Here is a 22,914-nt window from a genome sequence, read left to right as displayed (position 1 = left end):
TAGGCCGGGCAGGTGGCGTGCCGAGGGCAGGTCGTAGCATGGCGGGATCACGATGGGGGAGGCCCATGTCTGACAACAGCGAGCAGGAGCGGGGCGGGTACGACCCGGCGGACCCGTGGGCTCCGCCGAACCGCGACGGGGTGGAACTGAGCAAGCCCGCGACGCCCACGCCCGAGGACCGTCCGCCGGTGCACGACCAGCCGACGATGACCGCCATGCCGACGGGGGAGGTACCGCCGCCCCCCGTCGCGCCGGGGGGCCCCTCGCCGACGGGCGCGTACGGCTACCCGACGCCCCCGGTGACACCGGCCGCGCCGTCGGGGTACGGCTACCCCGGATACCCGGGCTACGCGGGAGCGGGCGGCTACGGCCAGCCGGGCTGGCAGCAGCTGCCGTCCAACGGCATGGGGACGACGGCGATGGTGCTCGGCATCATCGCGGTGGTCGGCTTCTGCATGTACGGGCTCGGTGTCGTCCTCGGCATCCTGGCCCTGATCTTCGGCATCATCGGCCGCAAGAAGGTCCAGCGGGGCGAGGCGAACAACGGTGGGATGGCGACGGCGGGCATTGTGCTCGGATCGATCGGGATCCTGTTCAGTGCGGCGTTCCTGGGCTTCCTGATCTGGGCCATCGCCCAGGACATGAAGGACGGCACCGACTCCGACGACCCGTTCGCGACGAGCCTGGTGGTCGAGACCCGCTAGCCGGAGCGGGTGGAACCAGCCGGAGCCGGTGGAAGGGGCCCGCGCCTGCGTCGGGCCCCTTCCTCATGCGCCGTCCTGTGCGCCGCGCAGCCGCTCCCGCGCCTCCATGAGGGCGAAACCCAGCAGGTTGAGCCCGCGCCAGCGGGACGGGTCCGTCGCGCGGGGGTCGTCGGCGGCGAGGCCGATGCCCCACACGCGGTCCAGCGGGCTCGCCTCCACCAGGACGCGGCCGCCCGTGCCGACCAGGAACGCCCGCAGCCCCTCGTCCGAGACGAACTTGTGGACGCTGCCCTCCACGACGATCCCGAAGCGCTCCCGCTCCCACACCGTCTCGTCGAAGTCGCGCACCAGCCGCCCGGCCTTCTTCGCCTCCGCGGGCGTACGGGACGACAGCGCGGCCCGCTCGGCCTCGGCGTCGCCGAAGAGCCGCGCCTTCCCGGCCATCATCCAGTGCTCGGCCGTCGCGTAGCGCACGCCCTCGACCTCGAACGGCGACGGCCACCACTGGCTGAGACAGCTCGCAGAGAGCTGCCCGTCCGGTCTCGGGCGGTGGCCCCAGAAGTGCAGCCACTTGACCTTCTCACCCCTGCTGACCTGCTCCGTCAGCTCGTCGATCTTCCCCATGCACGCGAGTCTGACAGCCGCCACTGACACTCCGTACGGTGATTTCCGGCCGCCCTCGACACATGGTCGACCGATTCCGTCGCGTAACCAAAAGGCAACAACGGAATCACTTGTTGGACGGGCAGCCCTCTGTCAGGATCGGCACTCAATTCGAGCTGGAACAACGGAGAGCGTCATGGGCAACCGCTTCCAGGTGACGGACCGCTTCGCGGCCGGCGCGCAGTACATCGGCGGGCGGCTGCGGCCCGGGAACTCGGGCGAGGAGCACAGCGTCGTCGACCCGGCCACCGGCGAGAGCGTGTGCACCTACACCCTCGCCTCCACCGCCGACGTGGACGACGCCGTCGCCGCCGCCACGGAGGCGTTCCCCGGCTGGGCCGGCGCGACCCCCGGCGAGCGCTCCGACGCGCTGCACCGGTTCGCCGGCGTCCTCGCCGAGCAGGCCGAGGAGTTCGCCCGCGTCGAGTCCCTCCAGTGCGGCAAGCCGATCAAGCTGTCCACCGAGTTCGACGTACCCGGCACCGTCGACAACACGGCCTTCTTCGCCGGGGCCGCCCGCCACCTCCAGGGCCAGTCCGCCGGCGAGTACAGCGGCGACCACACCTCGTACATCCGGCGCGAGCCCATCGGTGTCGTCGGCTCCATCGCCCCCTGGAACTACCCGCTCCAGATGGCCGCCTGGAAGATCCTCCCGGCGATCGCCGCCGGCAACACCATCGTCCTGAAGCCGGCCGAACTCACCCCGCTCACCTCGCTGATGTTCGCCCAGGCCGCCACGGAGGCCGGCATCCCCGCCGGTGTCGTCAACATCGTCACCGGCGCCGGCCGCACCGCCGGCGAGCACCTCGTCGGCCACCCCGACGTCGCCATGACCTCCTTCACCGGCTCCACCCCCGTCGGCAAGCGGGTCGCCGAGATCGCCACCTCCACCGTGAAGCGGCTCCACCTCGAACTCGGCGGCAAGGCCCCCTTCGTCGTCTTCGACGACGCCGACCTGGAGGCCGCCGCCCACGGCGCGGTCGCCGCCTCCCTCATCAACACCGGCCAGGACTGCACCGCCGCCACGCGCGCGTACATCCAGCGCCCGCTCTTCGACGCCTTCGTCGCCCGCGTCGCAGAACTCATGGAGACCGTCCGCCTCGGCGACCCCTTCGACCCCTCCACCGACCTCGGCCCGCTCATCAGCCACGCCCAGCGCGACCGCGTCGCCGCCTTCGTCGAGCGCGCCCGCGGCTACGCCACCGTCGTCACCGGCGGCGAAGCCCCAGGCGGCGACCTGAAGAACGGCGCGTACTACCGCCCGACCCTCATCACCGGCGCCGCGCAGGACAGCGAGGTCGTGCAGTCCGAGATCTTCGGGCCCGTCCTCGTGGCCCTGCCCTTCGACGGCGACGACGAGGGCATCCGGCTCGCCAACGACACCCCCTACGGCCTCGCCGCATCCGCCTGGACCCGCGACGTGTTCCGCGCGAACCGCGCCACCCGCGAGATCAAGGCCGGCTGCGTCTGGGTCAACGACCACATTCCGATCATCAGCGAGATGCCGCACGGCGGCTCCAAGGCCTCCGGCTACGGAAAGGACATGTCGGTGTACTCCTTCGAGGAGTACACGCAGGTCAAGCACGTGATGTATGACAACACCGCGGTGATCAGGAAGGACTGGCACCGCACCGTCTTCGGGGACCGATAACAGCCCGTCCGACCACCGGGCACCCACCATCCCGAAAGGGCACAGCGCATGCAGAGTTACGAGTCCGACAGCCTGTCCGCCGCCCAACTGGCCGCGATACGGCGCAGCCTGACCAGTGGCCGGGGCGCTCTCAGCCGCCGATCGATGCTGCGCGCCTCCGGCGTCGGCGCGCTCACCCTCGGCGGTCTCGCCGGCCTGAGCGCCTGTGGCATCCCGGCGGCCAAGCGAGAGGACGAGACCCGCGACTCCATCGACGTCTCGGACAAGGAGAAGACGCTCAGCTTCTCCAACTGGACCGAGTACATGGACGTCAGCGAGGACGAGAAGTCCCGCCCCACCCTGGAGGCGTTCACCAAGCGCACCGGGATCAAGGTCAAGTACACCGAGGACATCAACGACAACGTCGAGTTCTTCGGCAAGATCAAGCCGCAGCTCGCCGCCGGCCAGGACACCGGCCGTGACCTCATCTGCGTCACCGACTGGCTGGCCGCCCGCATGATCCGGCTCGGCTGGGCGCAGAAGCTGGACCCGGCGAACCTGCCCCACGCGTCCGCCAACCTCTCCTCCCAGTTCCGCAGCCCGGACTGGGACCCGGGCCGCGCCTACACGTACCCCTGGACCGGAATCTCCACGGTGATCGCGTACAACGCCAAGGCGACCGGCGGCCGCAAGGTCGACTCCGTCACCCAGCTCCTGGACGATCCCAAGCTCAAGGGCCGGGTCGGCTTCCTCACGGAGATGCGCGACACCATCGGCATGACCCTCATCGACCAGGGCAAGGACCCGGGGAAGTTCACCGACGCGGACTTCGACGGCGCGCTCGGCCGGGTCCAGAAGGGCGTCGACACCAAGCAGATCCGCCGCTTCACCGGCAACGACTACATCTCGGACCTCGATCAGGGCGACCTCGCCGCATGTCTCGCCTGGGCCGGTGACGTCATCCAGCTCCAGGCCGACAACCCGGACATCAAGTTCGCGATCCCGTCCGCCGGTTACATCACCTCCAGCGACAACCTGCTGGTCCCCGCCCAGGCCCGGCACAAGACCAACGCCGAGAAGCTCATCGACTACTACTACGATCTCCCGGTCGCCGCCCAGCTGGCCGCGTACATCAACTACGTCTGCCCGGTCGCCGGTGTCGAGGAAGAACTCGCCAAGATCGACCCGGCACTGTCCTCGAACACGCTGATCCTCCCCGACAAGGCGATGCGGGCGAAGTCGCGCGCCTTCCGCTCGCTGACCAGCGAGGAAGAGACGGCGTACGAAGAGAAGTTCGCCAAGCTCATCGGCGCCTGAGTCGCGGGGCGGCCGGCCTCCCCGCCGTCCGCCCGCGCTCTCCGGCCGTCCAGCAACCCCTCGATACCACCGGGATCGCAACCCATGACTGACAAGAACACCGGCGGCGACGTCCGTCTCACCGGGATCAGCAAGACGTACGGCTCGTTCACCGCCGTCCATCCGCTCGATCTGACCGTCCCGCAGGGCTCGTTCTTCGCGCTCCTCGGCGCCTCCGGCTGCGGCAAGACGACCACGCTGCGGATGATCGCCGGCCTGGAGGACCCCACCACCGGCTCGGTCTTCCTCGGCGACAGGGACGTCACCGACCTCCCGCCGTACAAGCGGCCGGTCAACACCGTCTTCCAGTCCTACGCGCTCTTCCCGCACATGGACGTCTCCGAGAACATCGCCTTCGGCCTGCGCCGGCGCGGCATCAAGTCCGTGAAGCAGCAGGTCGACGACATGCTGGAGCTCGTCCAGCTCGGCGACAAGGCCAAGCACAAGCCGCACCAGCTCTCCGGCGGCCAGCAGCAGCGCGTCGCCGTGGCCCGCGCGCTCATCAACCACCCGCAGGTGCTGCTCCTCGACGAGCCGCTCGGCGCCCTCGACCTCAAGCTGCGCCGCCAGATGCAGCTGGAGCTCAAGCGGATCCAGACCGAGGTCGGCATCACCTTCGTGCACGTCACCCACGACCAGGAGGAGGCCATGACCATGGCCGACCAGGTCGCGGTGATGAACGGCGGCCGGGTGGAGCAGCTCGGCGCGCCCGCCGACCTGTACGAGAACCCGCGGACGACGTTCGTCGCCAACTTCCTCGGCACCTCGAACCTCATCGAGGCCGAGGTCGCCGAGACCGGCGGCTCCGACCTGGTCGTGACGGCCGGCGGCGGCAAGCTGCGGCTGCCCGTGGACCGCTGTTCGGCGACGGTACGCACCGGGGGCAAGGTCCTCGTGGGCGTCCGGCCCGAGAAGATCTCGCTCGCGCACGCCGACGACGCGGGGAAGATCGCGGAGGGCCGCAACAAGGTCACCGGCCGGATCGCCGACTCCTCCTTCATCGGCGTCTCCACGCAGTACGTGGTGAACTCGCCGGCCGGGGCCGAACTCCAGGTCTACGAGCAGAACATCGAGCGCGACTCCCGCCTGGTGCCCGGCGCCGAGGTCGTCCTGCACTGGAACCCGGCCCACACCTTCGGCCTCGACGCCGCCCAGGACATCGACGCGGGTGTCGAGACGGTGGAGGACGCCGCATGAGTGCCACGCTGACCAAGGAGGAAACGCCACCCATAGAGGAACCGCCCGTGCGCAAGGCGTCCGCGCGCAAGCGGCTCGTCCCGTACTGGCTGCTGCTGCCCGGCATCGTCTGGCTGCTCGTCTTCTTCGCGCTGCCGATGGTCTACCAGGCCTCGACCTCCGTGCAGACCGGCTCCCTGGAGAAGGGCTTCGAGGTCACCTGGCACTTCCAGACCTACTGGGACGCCTTCCAGGAGTACCGGCCGCAGTTCGTCCGTTCCCTGCTCTACGCCGGTACCGCCACGCTCCTGTGCCTGCTCCTCGGCTACCCGCTGGCGTACCTGATCGCCTTCAAGGCCGGCCGCTGGCGCAACCTGCTGCTCGTCCTCGTCATCGCGCCGTTCTTCACCAGCTTCCTCATCCGGACGCTGGCGTGGAAGACGATCCTGGCCGACGACAGCGTGGTCGTCGACGCGCTCAACGCGCTGCACGTGCTCGACGTGACCAGCTGGCTCGGCTGGACCGAGGGCGACCGCGTGCTCGCCACCCCGATGGCGGTGGTCTGCGGCCTGACGTACAACTTCCTGCCATTCATGATCCTGCCGCTCTACACCTCCCTGGAGCGCATCGACGGCCGTCTCCACGAGGCCGCGAAGGACCTGTACGCGTCCCCCGCCACCACCTTCCGCAAGGTGACGCTCCCGCTGTCGATGCCGGGCGTCGTCTCGGGCACCCTGCTCACCTTCATCCCGGCGAGCGGCGACTACGTCAACGCGGAACTGCTCGGCTCGACCGACACCAAGATGGTCGGCAACGTCATCCAGTCGCAGTTCCTGCGGGTGCTCGACTACCCGACGGCCGCCGCGCTGTCCTTCATCCTCATGGCGATCGTGCTGCTCATGGTCACCGTCTACATCCGCCGTGCGGGAACGGAGGACCTGGTCTGATGCGTTGGATCCGCCGGAACCTTGTCGCCATCGCGGGCCTGCTGACGCTCGCGTACATGATCGTGCCGAACATCGTCGTGATGGTGTTCTCGTTCAACAAGCCGAACGGGCGCTTCAACTACGCCTGGCAGCGCTTCTCCCTGGATGCCTGGAAGGACCCGTGCGGCGTCGCCGACCTGTGCGGCTCGCTGACCCTGTCGTTGCAGATCGCGGCCTGGGCCACCCTCGGCGCGACGATCCTCGGCGCGATGATCGCCTTCGCCCTTGTCCGCTACCGCTTCCGGGCGCGCGGCGCGATCAACTCGCTGATCTTCCTGCCGATGGCCATGCCCGAGGTCGTCATGGCCGCCTCCCTGCTCACGCTCTTCCTCAACATGGGCGCTGAGCTGGGCTTCTGGACGGTCCTGATCGCCCACATCATGTTCTGTCTGTCGTTCGTGGTGACGGCGGTCAAGGCGCGCGTGATGTCCATGGACCCGCGTCTTGAGGAGGCCGCGCGCGACCTCTACGCGGGCCCGGTGCAGACCTTCGTACGGGTCACGCTGCCGATCGCCGCCCCCGGTATCGCCGCCGGCGCACTGCTCGCCTTCGCGCTCTCGTTCGACGACTTCATCATCACCAACTTCAACTCGGGCAACACCGTCACCTTCCCCATGTTCGTCTGGGGCTCGGCCCAGCGCGGTACGCCCGTCCAGATCAACGTCATCGGCACGGCCATGTTCGTCATCGCCGTACTGGTGGTGGTAGCCGGACAGATCATCACGAACCGGCGCAAGAAAACAGCGACAAGCTGAGTACGCCCTGAGCAACACCTGAAGGAGTTGGAAACCATGGCCCCAGTCGCCATGCGTCTCGCTGCACAATCTCTCTCCGACGCCCAGCCCGTCCCCTTCTGGCTGGAAGATCCCGGCAAGCCCGGAGCCGTGCCCGCCCTCACCGGCACCGAGAAGTGCGACCTTCTCGTCGTCGGCGGTGGCTACAGCGGACTGTGGACCGCGCTCCTCGCCAAGGAGCGCGACCCCTCCCGGGATGTCGTACTGATCGAAGGCCGCGAGGTGGGCTGGGCCGCCTCGGGCCGCAACGGAGGCTTCTGCGCGGCCTCCCTCACACACGGCTTCGGCAACGGGCTCGCCCGCTGGCCGGGCGAGCTGCCGAAGCTCGAGGAGCTCGGCGAGCGCAACCTCGACGCCATCGAGGCGTCCGTCGCCCGCTACTCCCTCGACTGCGACTTCGAGCGCACCGGCGAGATCGACGTCGCCACCGAGCCGTACCAGGTCGAGGAACTCCACGAGGTGTACGCGGAGATCGAGCGGCTCGGTCTCGCGGACGGCCTCGAACTCCTCGACGGCGACGCGGTCCGCGCGGAGGTCGATTCCCCGACCTTCCTCGGCGGCCTGTGGGACCGGCGCGGGGTCGCCATGGTCAACCCCGCCAAGCTGGCCTGGGGTCTGAAGCGGGCCTGCCAGGACCTGGGCGTACGGATCTACGAGAACACCCCGGGTCTTGAGCTGCGCACCTTCGGCGCGGGGATGGGCGTGCGCACCCCGTACGGCCGGGTCCTCGCCCGCCGGGTCGCGCTCGGCACCAACGTCTTCCCGTCGCTGGTCAAGCGGGTCCGGCACTACACCGTCCCGGTCTACGACTACGCCCTGATGACCGAGCCGCTCTCGCCCGAGCAGCTCGCCGCCGTCGGCTGGAAGAACCGCCAGGGGCTCGGGGACAGCGCCAACCAGTTCCACTACTTCCGGATCACGGCCGACAACCGGATCCTGTGGGGCGGTTACGACGCGATCTACCGCTTCGGCGGCCGGGTCGCCGCCGAGATGGACCACCGCCCGGAGACGTATCTGAAGCTCGCCGAGCATTTCTTCCGCTGCTTCCCGCAGTTGGAGGGGCTCCGCTTCAGCCACGCCTGGGGCGGCGCGATCGACACCTGCTCGCGCTTCTCGGCCTTCTTCGGTACGGCGTACCAGGGCAAGGTCGCGTACGCCGCGGGCTTCACCGGCCTCGGTGTCGGGGCCACCCGCTTCGGCGGCGACGTGATGCTCGACCTGCTGGCCGGTGAGCGCACGGAGCGTACGGACCTGGAGATGGTCCGCTCCAAGCCGCTGCCCTTCCCGCCGGAGCCGATCGCCTGGGCCGGCATCGGCCTCACCAAGTGGTCACTGGCGCGCGCCGACGAGAACGGCGGCCGCCGCAATCTGTGGCTGAAGGCGATGGACCGCATGGGTCTGGGCTTCGACAGCTGAGCGCGGCGCGCCCGAAGGGCGCGAGTGCGCCGGGTGGGCGCCCCCGGCGCACACCAGGTGCCCTGGATGTGACCCAGTTCACTCCCAACTGGTGGCCCGAACCCGCGTCATGATCGTGACCGACCCCGCTCTCTGCGTGTGGACATCGCTGAACACACAGAAGGGAGGCTGTTGGTCATGACTGGTCCTGGGGCCAAGAGCGCGGTGGAATGGCTGGCGTCGGTGGCGCCGGATCCCGACGCCTGCCGGTGGGAGTGGGAGCGCAACCCGCTGGGGATCGCGCTGCTGCCCGCCGGCCGGCGGTGGGACGTGCTGATCCTGCCGGGGGAGCTCGGCTATCCGACCCTCGACGTGCTGACCCGGCTCGTGGACCGGCCGGGGCCGGTCCTCGCCGACTTCGGTGAGGAGCGGATGGGCTTCTTCGTGCCGCCGGGCACGGCCGCGCGCTGGCTCGGCACGGGGGTGCGCAGCGCGGGCAGCGGCACCTGGATCGTCGTCCCGTACCCGGGTCGGAGGGCCGGCGGGGTGCGCTGGCTGGTGACACCGGACGGCAGCGGCACGCTCAACGACGCCTCGCTGCTTGAGCTGGCGATGCACGAGGCGGCGGGCCGACTGGCGCGGGGGGAAGGGGAGTAGAGGTCCTGGCGGGCGAACAGAGGTCTTGACCACTTGATTGGTCTGGACCATGCTGTGGCGCGCTCCACCTCGATTCCCCCACCCCCGGAGGCAGTTGTGGACCGCACCAGACCTCTCACGCTTGTACTGGCGGGCGCGCTCGCCGCCGGCGGACTCGTCGCGCTCACTCCCCTTGCCCAGGCCGCCGACTCCGAACTGGCCCGCAACGGCGGCTTCGAATCCGGTCTCGACGGCTGGAGTTGTACGGCGGCCGGCGGAGCCGTCGTCTCGTCACCCGTGCACGGCGGGACGAAGGCGCTGCAGGCGACCCCGGCGGGCAGCGACAACGCCAAGTGCTCCCAGACCGTCACCGTCAAGCCGAACTCGGCCTACACGCTGAGTGGTTGGGTGCGCGGAAGCTACATCTACCTCGGCGCGTCCGGCACCGGCACCGGCGACGTCTCCACCTGGACCCAGTCCGCCCCCGACTGGCAGAAGCTCAGCACGACCTTCACCACGGGCGCCTCGACGACGTCCGTCACGATCTACACCCACGGCTGGTACGGCACCGGCGCCTACGTCGCCGACGACCTCTCCCTCCTCGGCCCCGGCGGCGACCCCGTCCAGATACCCGCCACCCCCAGCGGCCTGGCCGCCGGCTCCCCGACCTCCACCTCCGTACCGCTGTCCTGGCCCGCCGTCTCCGGAGCCACCTCGTACAAGGTCTACCGCGGCGGAGCCCTGGTGGCGACGGTCACCGGCACCTCGTACACCGCGACCGGCCTCGCGCCCTCCACCTCGTACAGCTTCCAGGTCTCGGCCGTGAACAGCGCGGGCGAGTCGGCGAAGTCCGCGGCGGTGACGGCGACGACGACGTCGGGCGGGGGCGGCGGAACCCCGGGCCTCCCCACCCACGCCCTGGTCGGCTACCTCCATGCCAGCTTCGCCAACGGCTCCGGCTACACCCGCATGGCCGACGTCCCCGACCCCTGGGACGTCATCAACCTCGCCTTCGGCGAACCGACTTCGGTGACGTCGGGTGACATCCGCTTCAGCCTGTGCCCGCAGACGGAATGCCCGAACGTGGAATCACTCACGGACTTCAAGGCGGCGATCAAGGCCAAGCAGGCCGCGGGCAAGAAGGTCCTGATCTCCATCGGAGGCCAGAACGGCCAGGTCCAGCTCTCCACCACGGCCGCGCGCGACGCCTTCGTCACCTCCGTCTCGAAGATCATCGACGAGTACGGACTCGACGGCCTGGACATCGACTTCGAGGGCCACTCCCTCTCGCTCCAGACCGGCGACACCGACTTCCGTAACCCGACCAGCCCGGTGATCGTCAACCTGATCTCGGCGGTCAAGTCCCTGAAGGCCAGGTACGGCTCCGGCTTCGTCCTGACGATGGCCCCGGAGACCTTCTTCGTCCAACTCGGCTACCAGTACTACGGCTCCGGCCAGTGGGGCGGCCAGGACCCGCGCGCCGGCGCCTACCTCCCGGTCATCCACGCCCTGCGCGACGACCTCACCCTGCTCCACGTCCAGGACTACAACTCGGGCCCGATCATGGGCCTCGACAACCAGTACCACTCCATGGGCGGCGCCGACTTCCACATCGCCATGACCGACATGCTCCTCACCGGCTTCCCGGTCGCCGGCAACACCGACCGTGTCTTCCCTGCCCTCCGCCCCGACCAGGTCGCCATCGGCCTCCCGGCCTCCACCCAGGCGGGCAACGGCCACACGGCCCCGGCCGAGGTGAACAACGCCCTGGACTGCCTGACGAAGAAGGTGAACTGCGGCTCGTACCAGACCCACGGCACCTGGCCCGCGCTGCGCGGCCTGATGACCTGGTCGATCAACTGGGACCGGTACAACGGCTGGGAGTTCAGCCGGAACTTCGATTCGTACAACTGGAGCTGACGGTCAGAATCAGCAGCCCCAGACAGAGACTGGCCACGACGTCCAGCGGCCAGTGGTAGCCCCGCAGGACCAGTCCGGTTCCCGTCGCCGCCGTCAGTACGGCGGCGACGGGGATCAGGCGTTTCGAGACCAGGAACGCCGCGCCCACGTACGCCACCATCGCCGTCGCCGTATGGCCCGACGGGTAATAGCCCGCCGCCCACGGCTCCAGGGGACCCGGGCGGGCCGTCCACTCCTTCAGGGGGATGACCAGCGCCGGTACGAGTGCCATGGCGAGCCCCGCGTACAGGGCTGCCGCGCGTCGGCCGTGCCACGCCGCGTACGCCATCGCGCAGCCGAGGATCGGGAGGGCGACCGGCATGTTGCCGAGGTCGGCGCCGAGTTCGGAGAGCCACCGGGGGACACGGTCGACGAGGGAGCGCGAGACGCGCTCGTCCAGGCGGGCGAGCGGGCCGCCGACGGCAACCTGCCAGGTGACGACCGCGAAGAGGAGAACCGCCGAGAAGACAGCCGGAAGCCCCGGAACAGGGGGGGTGGTTCCGGGGCTTCCGTGGTGACCGGACTGCCGCGCGCCCCGGGGGGTGTGGGGCGGGCGGCCATCCGATCGGTGAGGAGTTCCGGAGCGCGAGGCTCCAGTGGTGTGCGCCAGGGCGCGGCCAGGACGGGGCTGGGGAGGCTCCGGCCTGGTGTCGCTCGCAGTTTCCTGTGAGCGAGGTGTTTCTCTCATCTGCAGAAACCGTACGGCAGAGAGAAGGGGACCGACAGCCGGATCTCCATCCCGCCATCGGCCCCCCACACTCTCTTCACACGGTGTGTCAGACGCGTCAGATCTGGCCGAACGCGTTCTCGATGATGTCGAGACCCTCGTTCAGGAGGTCGTCACCGATGACCAGCGGCGGCAGGAAGCGGAGCACGTTGCCGTAGGTGCCACAGGTCAGGACCAGCAGGCCCTCGGCGTGGCAGGCCTTCGCGAGCGCGCCCGCGGCCTCCGGGTTCGGCTCCTTGGTCGCGCGGTCCTTGACCAGCTCGATGGCGATCATGGCGCCGCGGCCGCGGATGTCGCCGATGGCGTCGAACTTCTCGGCCATCGTCGACAGGCGGGCCTTCATGACGGACTCGATGTGCTTCGCCTTGGCGTTGAGGTCGAGCTCCTTCATGGTCTCGATGGAGCCGAGCGCACCGGCGCAGGCCACCGGGTTGCCGCCGTAGGTGCCGCCCAGACCGCCGCCGTGCACGGAGTCCATGATCTCGGCGCGGCCGGTGACGGCGGCGAGCGGCAGACCGCCCGCGATGCCCTTGGCGGTCGTGATCAGGTCCGGGACGATGCCCTCGTCCTCGCACGCGAACCACTGGCCGGTGCGGCAGAAGCCGGACTGGATCTCGTCGGCGACGAAGACGATGCCGTTGTCGTTGGCGAACTTCACGATCGCCGGCAGGAAGCCCTTGGCCGGCTCGATGAAGCCGCCCTCGCCGAGGACCGGCTCGATGATGATCGCGGCGACGTTGTCGGCGCCGATCTGCTTGGAGATCTGGTCGATCGCCTGGGCGGCGGCCTCGGGGCCGCAGTTCTCCGGGCCGGTGGGCCAGCGGTAGCCGTAGGCGACCGGCACGCGGTAGACCTCGGGCGCGAACGGGCCGAAGCCCTGCTTGTACGGCATGTTCTTCGCCGTCAGCGCCATCGTCAGGTTGGTGCGGCCGTGGTAGCCGTGGTCGAAGACGACGACGGCCTGGCGCTTGGTGTACGAGCGGGCGATCTTGACGGCGTTCTCGACGGCCTCGGCGCCCGAGTTGAACAGCGCGGACTTCTTGGCGTGGTCGCCCGGGGTCAGCTCGGAGAGCGCCTCACAGACCTCCACGTAGCCCTCGTACGGCGTCACCATGAAGCAGGTGTGCGTGAAGTCGGCGAGCTGCGCGGCGGCGCGGCGCACGACGGCCTCGGCGGAGGCGCCGACGGAGGTCACGGCGATACCGGAGCCGAAGTCGATCAGGCGGTTGCCGTCGACGTCCTCGATGATGCCGCCGCCGGCCTTCGCGGTGAAGACGGGCAGCACGGAGCCCACGCCGCCGGCCACGGCGTCGAGGCGGCGGGCCTGAAGCTCCTGCGACTTCGGACCGGGGATGGCGGTGACGACGCGCCGCTCCTGCGGGACAGCGTTCATGCGGGGCTCCTGGGGTGTTCTGGACGCTCTTGTGGGTTTCTTCCGCAGGCTAGGCGCGGGGGAGGGGCGCGGGCATGCGCCGATAGGGAGTGTTGGGGGGTGTGTCGTTGTCCGGTGTGGACATGGCGGCGGGGAAACCGCTCCGGGCCGGTCCGTGCCCACTAGATTGACGGTGGCACAGATGTGGCGACCTGGCTGGTCAGGGGGCAGGGGTTCATGGAGACCGAAGGCACGTACGAGTCACGCGATGCATGGGGAGGCCAGCCGCGTGACGCCCGGGGTGGCGAGCCGCGCGACACCCGGGGTGGCGAGCCCCGTGACGCCCGGGGTGGCGAGTCACGCGACACCCGGGGAGGCGCGGTCCCGCGCCCGGCGGGCCCGCCGGTACCGCCCGGCCCCCCGCGGCCTCCCGTACCGCAGGCCAGTCCCGTGCTGCAGGACCGTCGGGCCGGGGCGGGGCGGCGGGTCGCCGCGGTGGCCCCCGTACCGCCGCCGCCCGCGCACGCGCCCACCCGGATCGGGGTCGCCGAGTGGCTCCGTATCCCCCGCCCCGCCGCCGCCCCCGGCATCTGGCGGCTCGGGCACCGCGAGCGGCCCGAGCGGGAGCCGGACCTCGTGCCCGGCCGCCAGCTGATCACCGGCGCGTTCGTCGCGTACCTCTGCGGCTGGCTCCTGTGGTCGCTGCTCTGGAACGGTTACCTGGAGGGGTGGTGGATCTTCGTCAACGACTGGTGGCTGCTGCCGATGCTGTGGCTCGTGCCCGCCGACTGGCGTACCCCCGCCAGCCCCGACTTCGAGGTGTACGTCGGCGCGACCTACCTCTGGTACGCGATCCTCCTCGCCCTCTTTGCGGTCGGTTTCGGCCGCGTCGGCAACTGGCGGGAGGTCTGGCAGCGCTACGGCGTTCCGATCTGGCCCCTGTTCGTGCTCCTGCCGGGTGTCTGGCGCGAGATGCCCCGCACGGTCACCTGGCTCACCTGGGTCTCCAACCTCTACTACGTCCTCCTGATCGCCGCCCTCGTCGCGGCGGTCGGGCGGGCCGGCGCCTGGCCCGCCGTACGGCGACGCTTCGGGACCGGCGGATCGGCGACCGCCCCGCCTCCTCCGGCTCCGCCGGCCGCCGACCCCGCCGAGTGGCCCGAGCTGCGCGACGCCGGACTGACCGAGGCCGCCGCCCAGCTCGCCGAGGCCACCCGGCAGGGCGTGCTCGGGGACGTCGACTACGCCCGGATCCGCCGTGCCTGGCAGGGCGTACGGACCCGGCCCGAGCGCCTCGCCGCCTTCACCGAGGCCGTGCGCACCCGGGGCGCCGCCGCGTGTGGCCACCCCTCGGGCCTGCGCGACCTGCCCGTCCGTACCGCCACCCACGACCTCGCCACCGACCAGGTCCTCATCGGCACCGCCGCCGACCACCCGCGCAACCCCTACGCCCGGCGCACCACCGGCGTCGCCCTGGAACCGGGCGTGCTCGGGACCTCGCTGCTCGCCGTCGGGCCCGCGGGTTCCGGGAAGACCGTGCGGCTCGTGCGGCCCGTCGTGGAGGCGCTCTGCCTGCAGGCGCTCGCCAACCGGGCCGCCGTCGTCGCCGTCACCGCCCAGGGCGCCGCCCTCGGCCCCGACGAGTCCTTCGACGTCGTCGTCTCCGTCGGGCGGCGCGAGTCCACCCACGACCTCGACCTGTACGGCGGCGCCGACGACCCCGACGAGGCCGCCCGGATCCTCGCCGAGGCACTCGTCGGGGACCTGGTCGCCGACAGCCGCCGGGCCGCCACCGCCCTCGCCCAGCTGATCGGGCCGTTCCTGGCCGCGTACGGCCGCTTCCCCGGCGTGCCCGAGCTGCGCGAGCTGCTCGGCGGGACGCCCGAGGCCCTCGCCGCCCTGCGGACCGCCGTCGCCGACGACCCCGCCCAGCTGCGCGAGCTCGATGCCCGGCAGCGGCAGGCCGAGCGCGGCGACGAGACCGGCGTCCTGCTCGCCGAACGCATCGCTTTCCTGGACCGGCCGGCGTTCGCGGGCTTCTTCCGCACGGAGGGGGGTCCGGGGGGCGGTACGGACGCGGGCGCGGCCGGTGGTGACGGCGGTGCCGACTCCGGCGCGGCCGGGGATACCCGTTTCGGCGCAGCCAGCGGGACTCACGTGGGCGTGGTCGGCGGCGGCGACCCCGGCGCGGCCGGGGGCCCTCGCGTCGGCGCGGTCGGCGGTGCCGACTCCGGCGTGGCCGGTGGTACCGACTCCGGCGCGTTGGGCGGGGCAGACGCCGGCGCGGCGGCGGGCCCCCGCGTGGGCGCGGTCGGCGGTGCCGACTCCGGCGCGGCCAGTGCTACCGGCGCCGGCTCCCGCGCCGCCCGCCGTGACGCGCGGGAGCGGCCGCAGTTCTCGCTGCGGGCTGTTGAGCACCCGCTCCGCGTCCGGGTCGACCTGCCCGAACGCGGGCATGCCGAGGCGTCCCGGATCGTCTCGCGCCTCCTGCTCGCCCAGTTCGCGGAGGCCGCGCTCGCCCGCCGCGACCGGTCCCTCTTCGCCTGTCTGGTCCTGGACGACGCCACGTACACCGTCACCGGCGACTCCGTACGGGCCCTGCAGCGGCTGCGCTCCGCCCACGCGGGCGTCGTCCTCGCGCTCCGCAGCCTGGAGGACGTGCCGGAGGCGCTGCGCGGGCCGCTCCTCGGGGCGGTCGGGTGCCGGATGGCGTTCGCCGGGATCGCCCCGTGGGACGGCGGACGGTTCGCCGAGACCTGGGGCACCGAGTGGGTGCAGACCCGGGACGTCACCAACCGGCAGATCATCTCCGACGAGCCGCTGACCAAGGCCCTGCACTTCATGCGGCGGCTCGTGACCGGCCGGGCGGCGACGGCGGAGGCCGTGACCGTACGGGAGGTGGAGCGGGAGCGCTGGTCGGCGTCCGATCTCGCCCACGCCGTCCCCGCCGGGCACGCGGTGCTGTCCCTGACCCACGTACGTGGCGAACACACGCCACCGCTGCTCGTGGACCTCCGCGGCTGACGCGGAGCGGGCGCTCGCGGGCCCTGGCACAATCGAGGGCGCCGCTCGGCTGAGCGGCGACCCCTCGCTCAAAGGTCCGACGGTCCCCAATGCCGCCCACCCTCGCCTCACTCGTTCAGCACTCCGCGCTCAAGCTCACCGTCCGCGCGGGTGAGGACCGCCTCGACACCCCCGTGCGCTGGGCCCACGTCAGCGAGCTCGCCGACCCCGTCCCGTACATGGAGGGCGGCGAGCTGCTGCTCACCACCGGGCTCACCCTGGACGCCGAGGACCCCGAGGCGATGCGCCGCTACGTGCGGCGGCTGCTCGCCGCGGGCGTGGTGGGGCTCGGCTTCGCCGTCGGCGTCAACTACGAGGACATTCCAACGGCCCTCCTCGACGCGGCGGGGGCGGAGGGGCTGCCGCTCCTCGAAGTACCGCGGCGCACCCCGTTCCTGGCCATCAGCAAGGCGGTCTCGGCGGCCATCGCGGCCGACCAGTACCGGGCGGTCACGGCCGGTTTCGAGGCCCAGCGGGAGATGACCCGGGCCGCGCTCGCCGAAGGGCCGGACGCGGTGGTCGCGCGGCTCGCGGCCCATGTGGACGGGTGGGCGGCGCTGTACGACACCTCCGGCACCGTCCTGGCCGTGTCCCCCGAGTGGGCGGCGCGCAGGGCCGCCCGGCTGACGCCCGACGTCGAACGGCTCCGGGAACGGCCCGCGCCCGCGAGCGCGGTCGTCGGCGGCACGGAGGACCGGGTCGAGCTCCAGTCGCTGGGGACGGGCCGACGGGTCAGGGGCGCGCTTGCGGTCGGCACGGGTGCGCCGCTGGGGACGGCGGAACGGTACGCCGTGCACTCGGCGATCGCCCTGCTCACGCTGACCACCGAGCGTTCGCGCTCGCTCCAAGCGGCTGAGGGGAGGCTCGGCGCGGCGGTGCTGCGGATGATGCTGTCCGGCCAGCCCGACCACGCGCGGGCGGTGGCCGGCGATCTGTACGGCGGGCTCCTCGACGCCCCGTTCCGGCTGCTCATCGCCGAACCGGCGACGGGGGAGCGGGAGGGCGAGCCGCCGCTGCCGGAGCTGGCGGAGGCCCTGGAGTCGGCTGCGGCGCGGGCGGGCGAGACGGTCCTGACGGTCCCGGAGGGCGAGGAACGGCTGCTCGTCCTGGCGGGGGACGGCGGCGCGGTCGTCACGGCGTGCGAGGCGTACGCGGAGCGGGAGGCGGAGGAGGCCGGCGTCGTCGTCGGGCTCTCCGCGCCCGCGGGCCCGATCGCGGCGGCGGCCGCGTACAAGCAGGCCGAACAGGCCCTGTCGGTGGCGCGGCGGCGCGGCCGGGCGCTGGTCGAGCACGAGGACCTGGCGGCGGGCTCCGTACTGCCGCTCCTTGCCGACGACGCGGTCCGCGCCTTCGCGGACGGCATGCTCCGCGCGCTGTACGAGCACGACGCGACCGGGCGCGGCGACCTGGTGGCCTCCCTGCGGGCCTGGCTCTCCCGCCACGGCCAGTGGGACGCGGCGGCGGCGGACCTGGGCGTCCACCGCCACACCCTCCGCTACCGCATGCGGCGGGTGGAGGAGATCCTCGGCCGGTCCCTGGACGATCCGGACGTACGGATGGAGCTGTGGCTGGCGCTGAAGGCGACGGGGGAGGACGGGTCCGGCAAGGAGTAGGGCGCGTCGGGCCGCGGCGCGTCGGCCGGGCCGAGTACCGGCTGTACGGGCGGCCGGCGGAGGGCGGGAGGGGCCTTCGGGCGCCGGTCGACCGCCCCGAGTGCCGGGCCGTACGGGCAAGCCGGAGGGGCCCTCGGGTGGCCGGTCGGGCGTGCTCAGCGGCGGCCGAAGAACTCCACCTCGGCCACGGCCGGGCGGGTGCCCTTCGCGGCGCCTGCGCCGGTGCCGTAGGAGGCCTCGGTCGTGAGGCGGATCCGGACCACGCCGGAGCCGCGTACGTCGAAGGTCTGCTGGCCCGGCTGGTCCTTCAGGGTGAGGCGCTTGGTGGACCGGTCCCCGTCCGCGTCCGTCAGCTCGACGAGGAGGCGGGCCGGGCGGCCCTGGGTCAGGAACTCGTCCTTCTTCGGGGACACCCCCGCGAACACGATCAGTTTCATCATCCGCACCGGCTGCTCGAAGTCGGCCTCCAGGAACTCCCCGGTCCCGGGGCCGCCGGCGGCCGGCGCCCAGTAGCGGTTGGAGAAGCCGTCGAAGGCGGCGGTCGCCGGGTGGTCCCGCTGTGCGGTCGAGGCACGAACGGCCGTGGGCGGCAGGGACTCGGGAGTGCCGGTCTCGTTCCGGGCGAGGCCGAGGAGACCGGGCAGGTACGGCCGGCCGAACCAGAGGCCGCAGGCCAGCAGGACCAGCACCAACGGCAGCGCGATCCGTGGCCGCCGCCACAACCGCCGCCGCGGCCGCGCCCCGGCCTCCGGCGCCTGACGCCGGCGCCGCCGCAGCAGCCTTCGCCACCACGGCAACGGCGCCTCGGGAGGCGGCCCGGAATCCAGCACCAGCGCACAACGTACGCACAGGGTGCGGTCGGGGTCGTTCTCGGCCCCGCAATGGCGACACCGCACGCCCACCCGGGCATCCGGCGGCGTGTCGGGCGCCTCCGGCACCCCCACCACCTCGGGCCCTGGCACCCGCTCCCCCTGGTCCTGCCCGGGCTGCCGCGGCGCGCCGGGGCCCGTGTCCGGGCGGGGACGCCCGTCGGACGCCCCGGCGGTGCCATCCGTCGGCGCGCCGTGCGCTTCTCCGGGCCGCCGCGCCGCTCCACCGGGCCCGTCGGCCCCGCCCGGCCCATCCGGGCGAGGTCGGCTGCCGGGGGTACCTGGGTCGGAGGGTTCGTCGGGCGTGCCCGGGTGCCCGCCGGGCGGGACCGGCGCGTGGGCAGATCCGTCCGGCGTCCCACCGGCCCCGCCGGACGCCGCACTGCGCCCGTTCGACGGCCCGGCTGTCCCACCCGACGTCCCGCCGGACCGGCTGCCGGCCCTGTCCGCATGCGGGCCGGGCCCGCCCGGCACGTCGCCGTCGGGGCGGCCCGACGGCCCGGCCGGTGCGTCACCGGCCGCGCCGGGCGCGGGCGGTGCACCCGGCCCGGCCGTTGCGCCGCCAGACCCGCCCGGCCCCTGCGGCGCACCCGGTACGCCTCCGGCCTCCCCCTCCCACCCCAGAAACGCGTCGCACTCCGCACAGAACTCCGCCCCCGGCGCGTTCCGAAAGCCGCACGAGCCGCAGGTCATGACGCACCTCCAAGGGGGACGAACTCCAAGGTGAAGGCCACGTGGGCGGGGATCTCGGAGGCGATCAGGTGCTCCAGGCGCACCCGGTCGAGGCGTTCCGCGCGGGGCGGGTCCTCGACGGGGAGGCGGATGGTGACCCGGGGGTGGGGGTCGCCGGGGAGGGGGGAGCCCGGGTGGAGCGACCACGTGGTTGCGCCCGATTCGAGGATCTCCGGGGTCGTGCCGGTCGCCAGGCGCAGGGCCTCCGCGAGGCCGCCCGCCGTGCCGCGGGCGCGGTGGCGGGTCACCGCGCCCCGCACCGCCGCCCGGCGCTGGTCCAGCGGGCTCTCCTCGTGCGGCTCCGCCGCCACCCACTGGGCCAGCCAGTCCAGGAAGTCCTCCGGCGCGGACCGCGGGTCGAGGTGCGCGGTCATGTTGTCCACGGTCAGCAGCACCGGCGCCAGGACGTCGTCGAGGGCGGCCAGGAACCGCCGCAGGAAGTCCTGCTCCGCGTAGACCGCGGGCAGTTGGTCGATCAGCGGATGCGGGCTCGGCAGCCCGGGCACGGCGGCTCGCACGGCGTCAGACCTCCCGGACGCGGAGCTGGTGGTCGTAGGAGAAGACCAGCGCGTGCCGGTCCAGTTCGATCCGCGCGGTCGCCTCGGTGCGTTCGCCGGTCTCCGGGTCCGCCCGGTACAGGCGTACGTCGTCGACCAGGTCCACTCCCGGCACCTGCTGCAGCACGGCGAACGCCTCGCCCGTCTGGACCGGACGCCCGAACGGCCAGCCGTCCCTCCCCGGCCCTCCGGTGAGCGGGTTGAAGTACCCGTACAGCGCGGCAAGGGCCGCCTCCCGCACCCGCTCGGTGTCCGCGCCCCGCCGCGCCTGGACCGTCGCGACGACGGTGATGCCCTGGTAGTACGGCGGTTCCACGGCGAGCCGCGCCCCGATCGGGCGCCGGGCCTCCAGGTGGCCCGCGATCAGGCTGAGCGTGCGCTCCGGCAGCTCCAGCTCGCGGAACGCGATCCGCCCCTGCGCGTCGCTCCGTCCCGCCGGCACCACGAGGAGACGCACCCCGCCGGCCTCCGGCTCCGGCACACAGTGCACCCGGGCCGCGTCGGGGGCGACCTCGCGCGCCAGGAGCTCGTAGTCGCCCGGCACGACCGCCCGCCGCAGCGTCCGCAGGGTCATCGGGCCCCGTACCCGCGCGCTCTCCACGGTCTCCCCGTCGACCCCGCCGACCGCGGGCCGCCGGTTCTCCACCCGCGCCACGAACGGGATCGAGCTGCGCAGCACACGGAGCGTGGAGCGCGCCACGTTGCCGCGCACACCCCCGCCCGTACGGTACGAACGCACCCGCACCGTCGCGCCCTTGGGCGGGACGGCGCCGAAGTGCCGTACCGTGCCGTCGGTTTCGCGGACCGCGGGGCCGAACTCGACCCGTCCTGTGCCCTCGTCGAGCGTGAAGTGCCGGTCGTCGGGCCCGGAGTGCGCGAAGTCGTCGACGCGCGACCAGGGTTCGGCCGCCGCGTCCCCGTCCGGGTCGGTGACCTCCAGCGCGAACCCGCCCGGTACGACCGGCGGCCGGGCGACCGTGAACGCCTGCCCCGGCACCCCTTCCGCGGCGCCGAGAATCTCGTCCACGACCGTCTCGGCGTGCTCGGCCCGCACGGTCGCGCCGATGGTGAAAGCGGAGACCGAGCGGACCACCGGCGGCTGCAGGTACGTGTGCTGCCCGGGCGCGGCCGCGACGAGGCGGCAGCGCAGCCAGCCGCCCGAGCGCCGCACCACCAACGCCTGGGTGTGGGTGGCGGGCAGGTGCAGGATCAGCTCGCCGGCCTTGTTGAAGCCGCCCGTCTCGTCCTTCTCGATCTCGCAGGCCGCCCACCGGCGGCCGTCCCACGCCTCCCACACCAGCGGCGGGTTGTTCGGGTCGACACCCACGCCCTGCACCGAGCAGTCGAGGCGCAGGACGACGACCCCGGCCGGTACGGCCGCCGACAGGCCCACGTAGAGCGCGTCGCCGGGCGTGGGCCGGGGGCTGAAGCAGGGCACGGCACGGCCGAGGGCCAGCTCCTCGGTGCGGTCGACGGCCTGGCCGTCCCCGGCCTCGGGCCAGGTCGCCAGCGCGGCGTACGCGCTGGGCACGATCGTCAGGTCCTGGGTGGTGGTGAACACCACGGCCGGCTCGGTCTCGGTGCGGACCGTCGCCACCTCCGTGCCGGCCCGTACGACCACCGGATCGTCCTGCGGCGCGGAGAGCCGGAACGTCACGTCGGTCTCGGCCGCCGTCGGCGGCAGCAGCCGCACGCCGATGAGGTCGAGGAAGGCGAGATAGCTCTTCTCCGGAACCCGGTTCACGCGGTAGATCAGCTGGTCGACCATGGTCGCGAAGGCCTCGATCAGGGTCACCCCGGGGTCCGACACGTTGTGGTCGGTCCACTCGGGGCAGCGCTGCTGCACGAGCCGCTTGGCCTCGTCCACCAGTCCCTGGAAACGACGGTCGTCCAGATGCGGGCTGGGCAGCGTCACGGCCGGTCCTCCTCCACGCTCGCGCCGTCCTCGTCGTCGTGATGCGGGATCACGTAGAACGGGAACACCAGGTTCCGCGGGTCGTTGGTGCCGCGCACGGCGTAGCCGATGTCGATGTACAGCACCCCCTGGTCCGCCTCGTCGAAGCGGACCGCGACCTCGCGCACCTCGATCCTGGGCTCCCACCGCTCCAGCGCGAGCCGTACCTCGTACGCGAGTTGCCCGGCCGTCCCCGCGTCGGCCGGGGCGAAGACGTAGTCGTTGATCGCGCAGCCGAACTCCGGCCGCATCGGCCGCTCGCCCGGCGAGGTCGCCAGGATCAGCCGGATCGATTCCTCCAGCTCGCGATCACCCCGTACGAGGGCGATCGAGCCGGTCGCGTCCGTGCGCGGCGGAAAGGCCCACCCCGCGCCGATGAACTCCTGTCCCACCGCTGTCAGCCTCCGATCAGCACCGTCGGGCACCCGGACACGACCGGCGCGCTGCAGCCCGCCAGGTCGCCGATCCGGGCCGCAGGCGCGCCGCCGATGAGCACGCTGCTGCTGCCCGGGCCGGTGATGGCCGACGGCGGGTGCGGCGGCGTGCCGGGGAAGGAGCAGATGTGCGGGGTGCCGACGGTGGCGGCGGGGGCGCCGCCGATGAGGACGGTCGGCACCCCCGGCGGGCCGATCACCCCGGGGTGCCCGGTGGGGTCGCCGACCCGTGCGGCGGGTCCTGCTGGTGCCATGACCGTGCTCACTCTCTTCCTGAGGAACTTCCCGAGGATC

General features: G+C 72.4%; 19 protein-coding genes. 11 read left to right on the top strand and 8 right to left on the bottom strand.

What is annotated here, in order from left to right:
* The first annotated feature begins 65 nt into the window (after positions 1–65).
* Positions 66–704, top strand: coding sequence for a DUF4190 domain-containing protein (locus ACZ4VI_RS24645; RefSeq protein WP_468002476.1), 639 nt, complete (start codon positions 66–68; stop codon positions 702–704).
* Positions 705–767: 63 nt separating this feature from the next.
* Here ACZ4VI_RS24645 and ACZ4VI_RS24640 read toward each other — a convergent pair whose 3' ends face one another.
* Positions 768–1,328 carry an NADAR family protein gene (locus tag ACZ4VI_RS24640; RefSeq protein ID WP_468002474.1) on the bottom strand — a complete coding sequence of 187 codons (561 nt, stop codon included), beginning with the start codon at positions 1,326–1,328 and terminating at the stop codon, positions 768–770.
* Between the two features lie 175 nt (positions 1,329–1,503).
* Here ACZ4VI_RS24640 and ACZ4VI_RS24635 point away from each other — a divergent pair, with 175 nt between their 5' ends.
* The 8 genes from ACZ4VI_RS24635 (at position 1,504) to ACZ4VI_RS24600 (ending at position 11,260) form a co-directional block, all read left to right on the top strand.
* Positions 1,504–3,018 (top strand): gamma-aminobutyraldehyde dehydrogenase, encoded by a 1,515-nt coding sequence (locus tag ACZ4VI_RS24635; RefSeq protein ID WP_468002472.1) that lies wholly within the window; start codon positions 1,504–1,506, stop codon positions 3,016–3,018.
* A 48-nt stretch (positions 3,019–3,066) separates the two neighbouring features.
* Positions 3,067–4,314, top strand: coding sequence for an ABC transporter substrate-binding protein (locus ACZ4VI_RS24630; RefSeq protein WP_468002470.1), 1,248 nt, complete (start codon positions 3,067–3,069; stop codon positions 4,312–4,314).
* A gap of 84 nt (positions 4,315–4,398) precedes the next feature.
* Complete coding sequence (locus ACZ4VI_RS24625; protein WP_468002469.1) at positions 4,399–5,550, top strand: ABC transporter ATP-binding protein; 1,152 nt, start codon at positions 4,399–4,401, stop codon at positions 5,548–5,550.
* Positions 5,547–6,476 carry an ABC transporter permease gene (locus ACZ4VI_RS24620; RefSeq protein WP_468002467.1) on the top strand — a complete coding sequence of 310 codons (930 nt, stop codon included), beginning with the start codon at positions 5,547–5,549 and terminating at the stop codon, positions 6,474–6,476. The genes ACZ4VI_RS24625 and ACZ4VI_RS24620 overlap by 4 nt, the downstream gene beginning before the upstream one ends.
* Positions 6,476–7,270, top strand: a complete 795-nt coding sequence (locus tag ACZ4VI_RS24615; protein WP_468002465.1) for an ABC transporter permease — start codon at positions 6,476–6,478, stop codon at positions 7,268–7,270. Before ACZ4VI_RS24620 ends, ACZ4VI_RS24615 begins: the two co-directional genes overlap by 1 nt.
* Positions 7,271–7,306: 36 nt before the next feature.
* A complete protein-coding gene (locus tag ACZ4VI_RS24610; protein WP_468002463.1) occupies positions 7,307–8,725 on the top strand; it encodes an NAD(P)/FAD-dependent oxidoreductase in 1,419 nt (472 codons plus the stop codon).
* A gap of 177 nt (positions 8,726–8,902) precedes the next feature.
* Entirely contained in the window at positions 8,903–9,361 is a 459-nt protein-coding gene (locus tag ACZ4VI_RS24605) for a hypothetical protein (protein WP_468002461.1), read from the top strand.
* 96 nt (positions 9,362–9,457) lie between these two features.
* Positions 9,458–11,260, top strand: coding sequence for a chitinase (locus tag ACZ4VI_RS24600; RefSeq protein ID WP_468002459.1), 1,803 nt, complete (start codon positions 9,458–9,460; stop codon positions 11,258–11,260).
* On the opposite strand, the gene ACZ4VI_RS24595 is transcribed toward ACZ4VI_RS24600, so the two are convergent.
* Together ACZ4VI_RS24595 and gabT are read right to left on the bottom strand one after the other, a co-directional pair.
* Positions 11,226–11,987 carry a phosphatase PAP2 family protein gene (locus ACZ4VI_RS24595; protein ID WP_468002457.1) on the bottom strand — a complete coding sequence of 254 codons (762 nt, stop codon included), beginning with the start codon at positions 11,985–11,987 and terminating at the stop codon, positions 11,226–11,228. The two genes, ACZ4VI_RS24600 and ACZ4VI_RS24595, sit on opposite strands and share 35 nt — an antisense overlap.
* Before the next feature lie 97 nt (positions 11,988–12,084).
* A complete protein-coding gene (gene gabT / locus ACZ4VI_RS24590; protein ID WP_468002456.1) occupies positions 12,085–13,419 on the bottom strand; it encodes a 4-aminobutyrate--2-oxoglutarate transaminase in 1,335 nt (444 codons plus the stop codon).
* Positions 13,420–13,848: 429 nt separating this feature from the next.
* Here gabT and ACZ4VI_RS24585 point away from each other — a divergent pair, with 429 nt between their 5' ends.
* Positions 13,849–16,422 carry a type IV secretory system conjugative DNA transfer family protein gene (locus ACZ4VI_RS24585; protein ID WP_468002454.1) on the top strand — a complete coding sequence of 858 codons (2,574 nt, stop codon included), beginning with the start codon at positions 13,849–13,851 and terminating at the stop codon, positions 16,420–16,422.
* A gap of 89 nt (positions 16,423–16,511) precedes the next feature.
* On the top strand, positions 16,512–18,074 hold the full coding sequence (locus ACZ4VI_RS24580) for a PucR family transcriptional regulator (RefSeq protein ID WP_468002452.1): 1,563 nt from the start codon (positions 16,512–16,514) through the stop codon (positions 18,072–18,074).
* A gap of 155 nt (positions 18,075–18,229) precedes the next feature.
* On the opposite strand, the gene ACZ4VI_RS24575 is transcribed toward ACZ4VI_RS24580, so the two are convergent.
* The 5 genes from ACZ4VI_RS24575 to ACZ4VI_RS24555 form a co-directional block, all read right to left on the bottom strand.
* Entirely contained in the window at positions 18,230–18,904 is a 675-nt protein-coding gene (locus tag ACZ4VI_RS24575; RefSeq protein WP_468002450.1) for a discoidin domain-containing protein, read from the bottom strand.
* A 728-nt stretch (positions 18,905–19,632) separates the two neighbouring features.
* A complete protein-coding gene (locus ACZ4VI_RS24570; RefSeq protein ID WP_468002449.1) occupies positions 19,633–20,193 on the bottom strand; it encodes a phage tail protein in 561 nt (186 codons plus the stop codon).
* A 4-nt stretch (positions 20,194–20,197) separates the two neighbouring features.
* Complete coding sequence (locus tag ACZ4VI_RS24565; RefSeq protein ID WP_468002447.1) at positions 20,198–22,147, bottom strand: putative baseplate assembly protein; 1,950 nt, start codon at positions 22,145–22,147, stop codon at positions 20,198–20,200.
* On the bottom strand, positions 22,144–22,578 hold the full coding sequence (locus ACZ4VI_RS24560; RefSeq protein WP_468002445.1) for a GPW/gp25 family protein: 435 nt from the start codon (positions 22,576–22,578) through the stop codon (positions 22,144–22,146). The genes ACZ4VI_RS24565 and ACZ4VI_RS24560 overlap by 4 nt, the downstream gene beginning before the upstream one ends.
* A 5-nt stretch (positions 22,579–22,583) precedes the next feature.
* A complete protein-coding gene (locus ACZ4VI_RS24555; protein WP_468002443.1) occupies positions 22,584–22,874 on the bottom strand; it encodes a PAAR domain-containing protein in 291 nt (96 codons plus the stop codon).
* Positions 22,875–22,914: the final 40 nt, after the last annotated feature.

This window comes from Streptomyces sp. NPDC029169 (assembly GCF_055563935.1).
The sequence above is the reverse complement of the archived record's forward strand: the minus strand, read 5'-3'. Positions and strand labels throughout refer to the sequence as shown.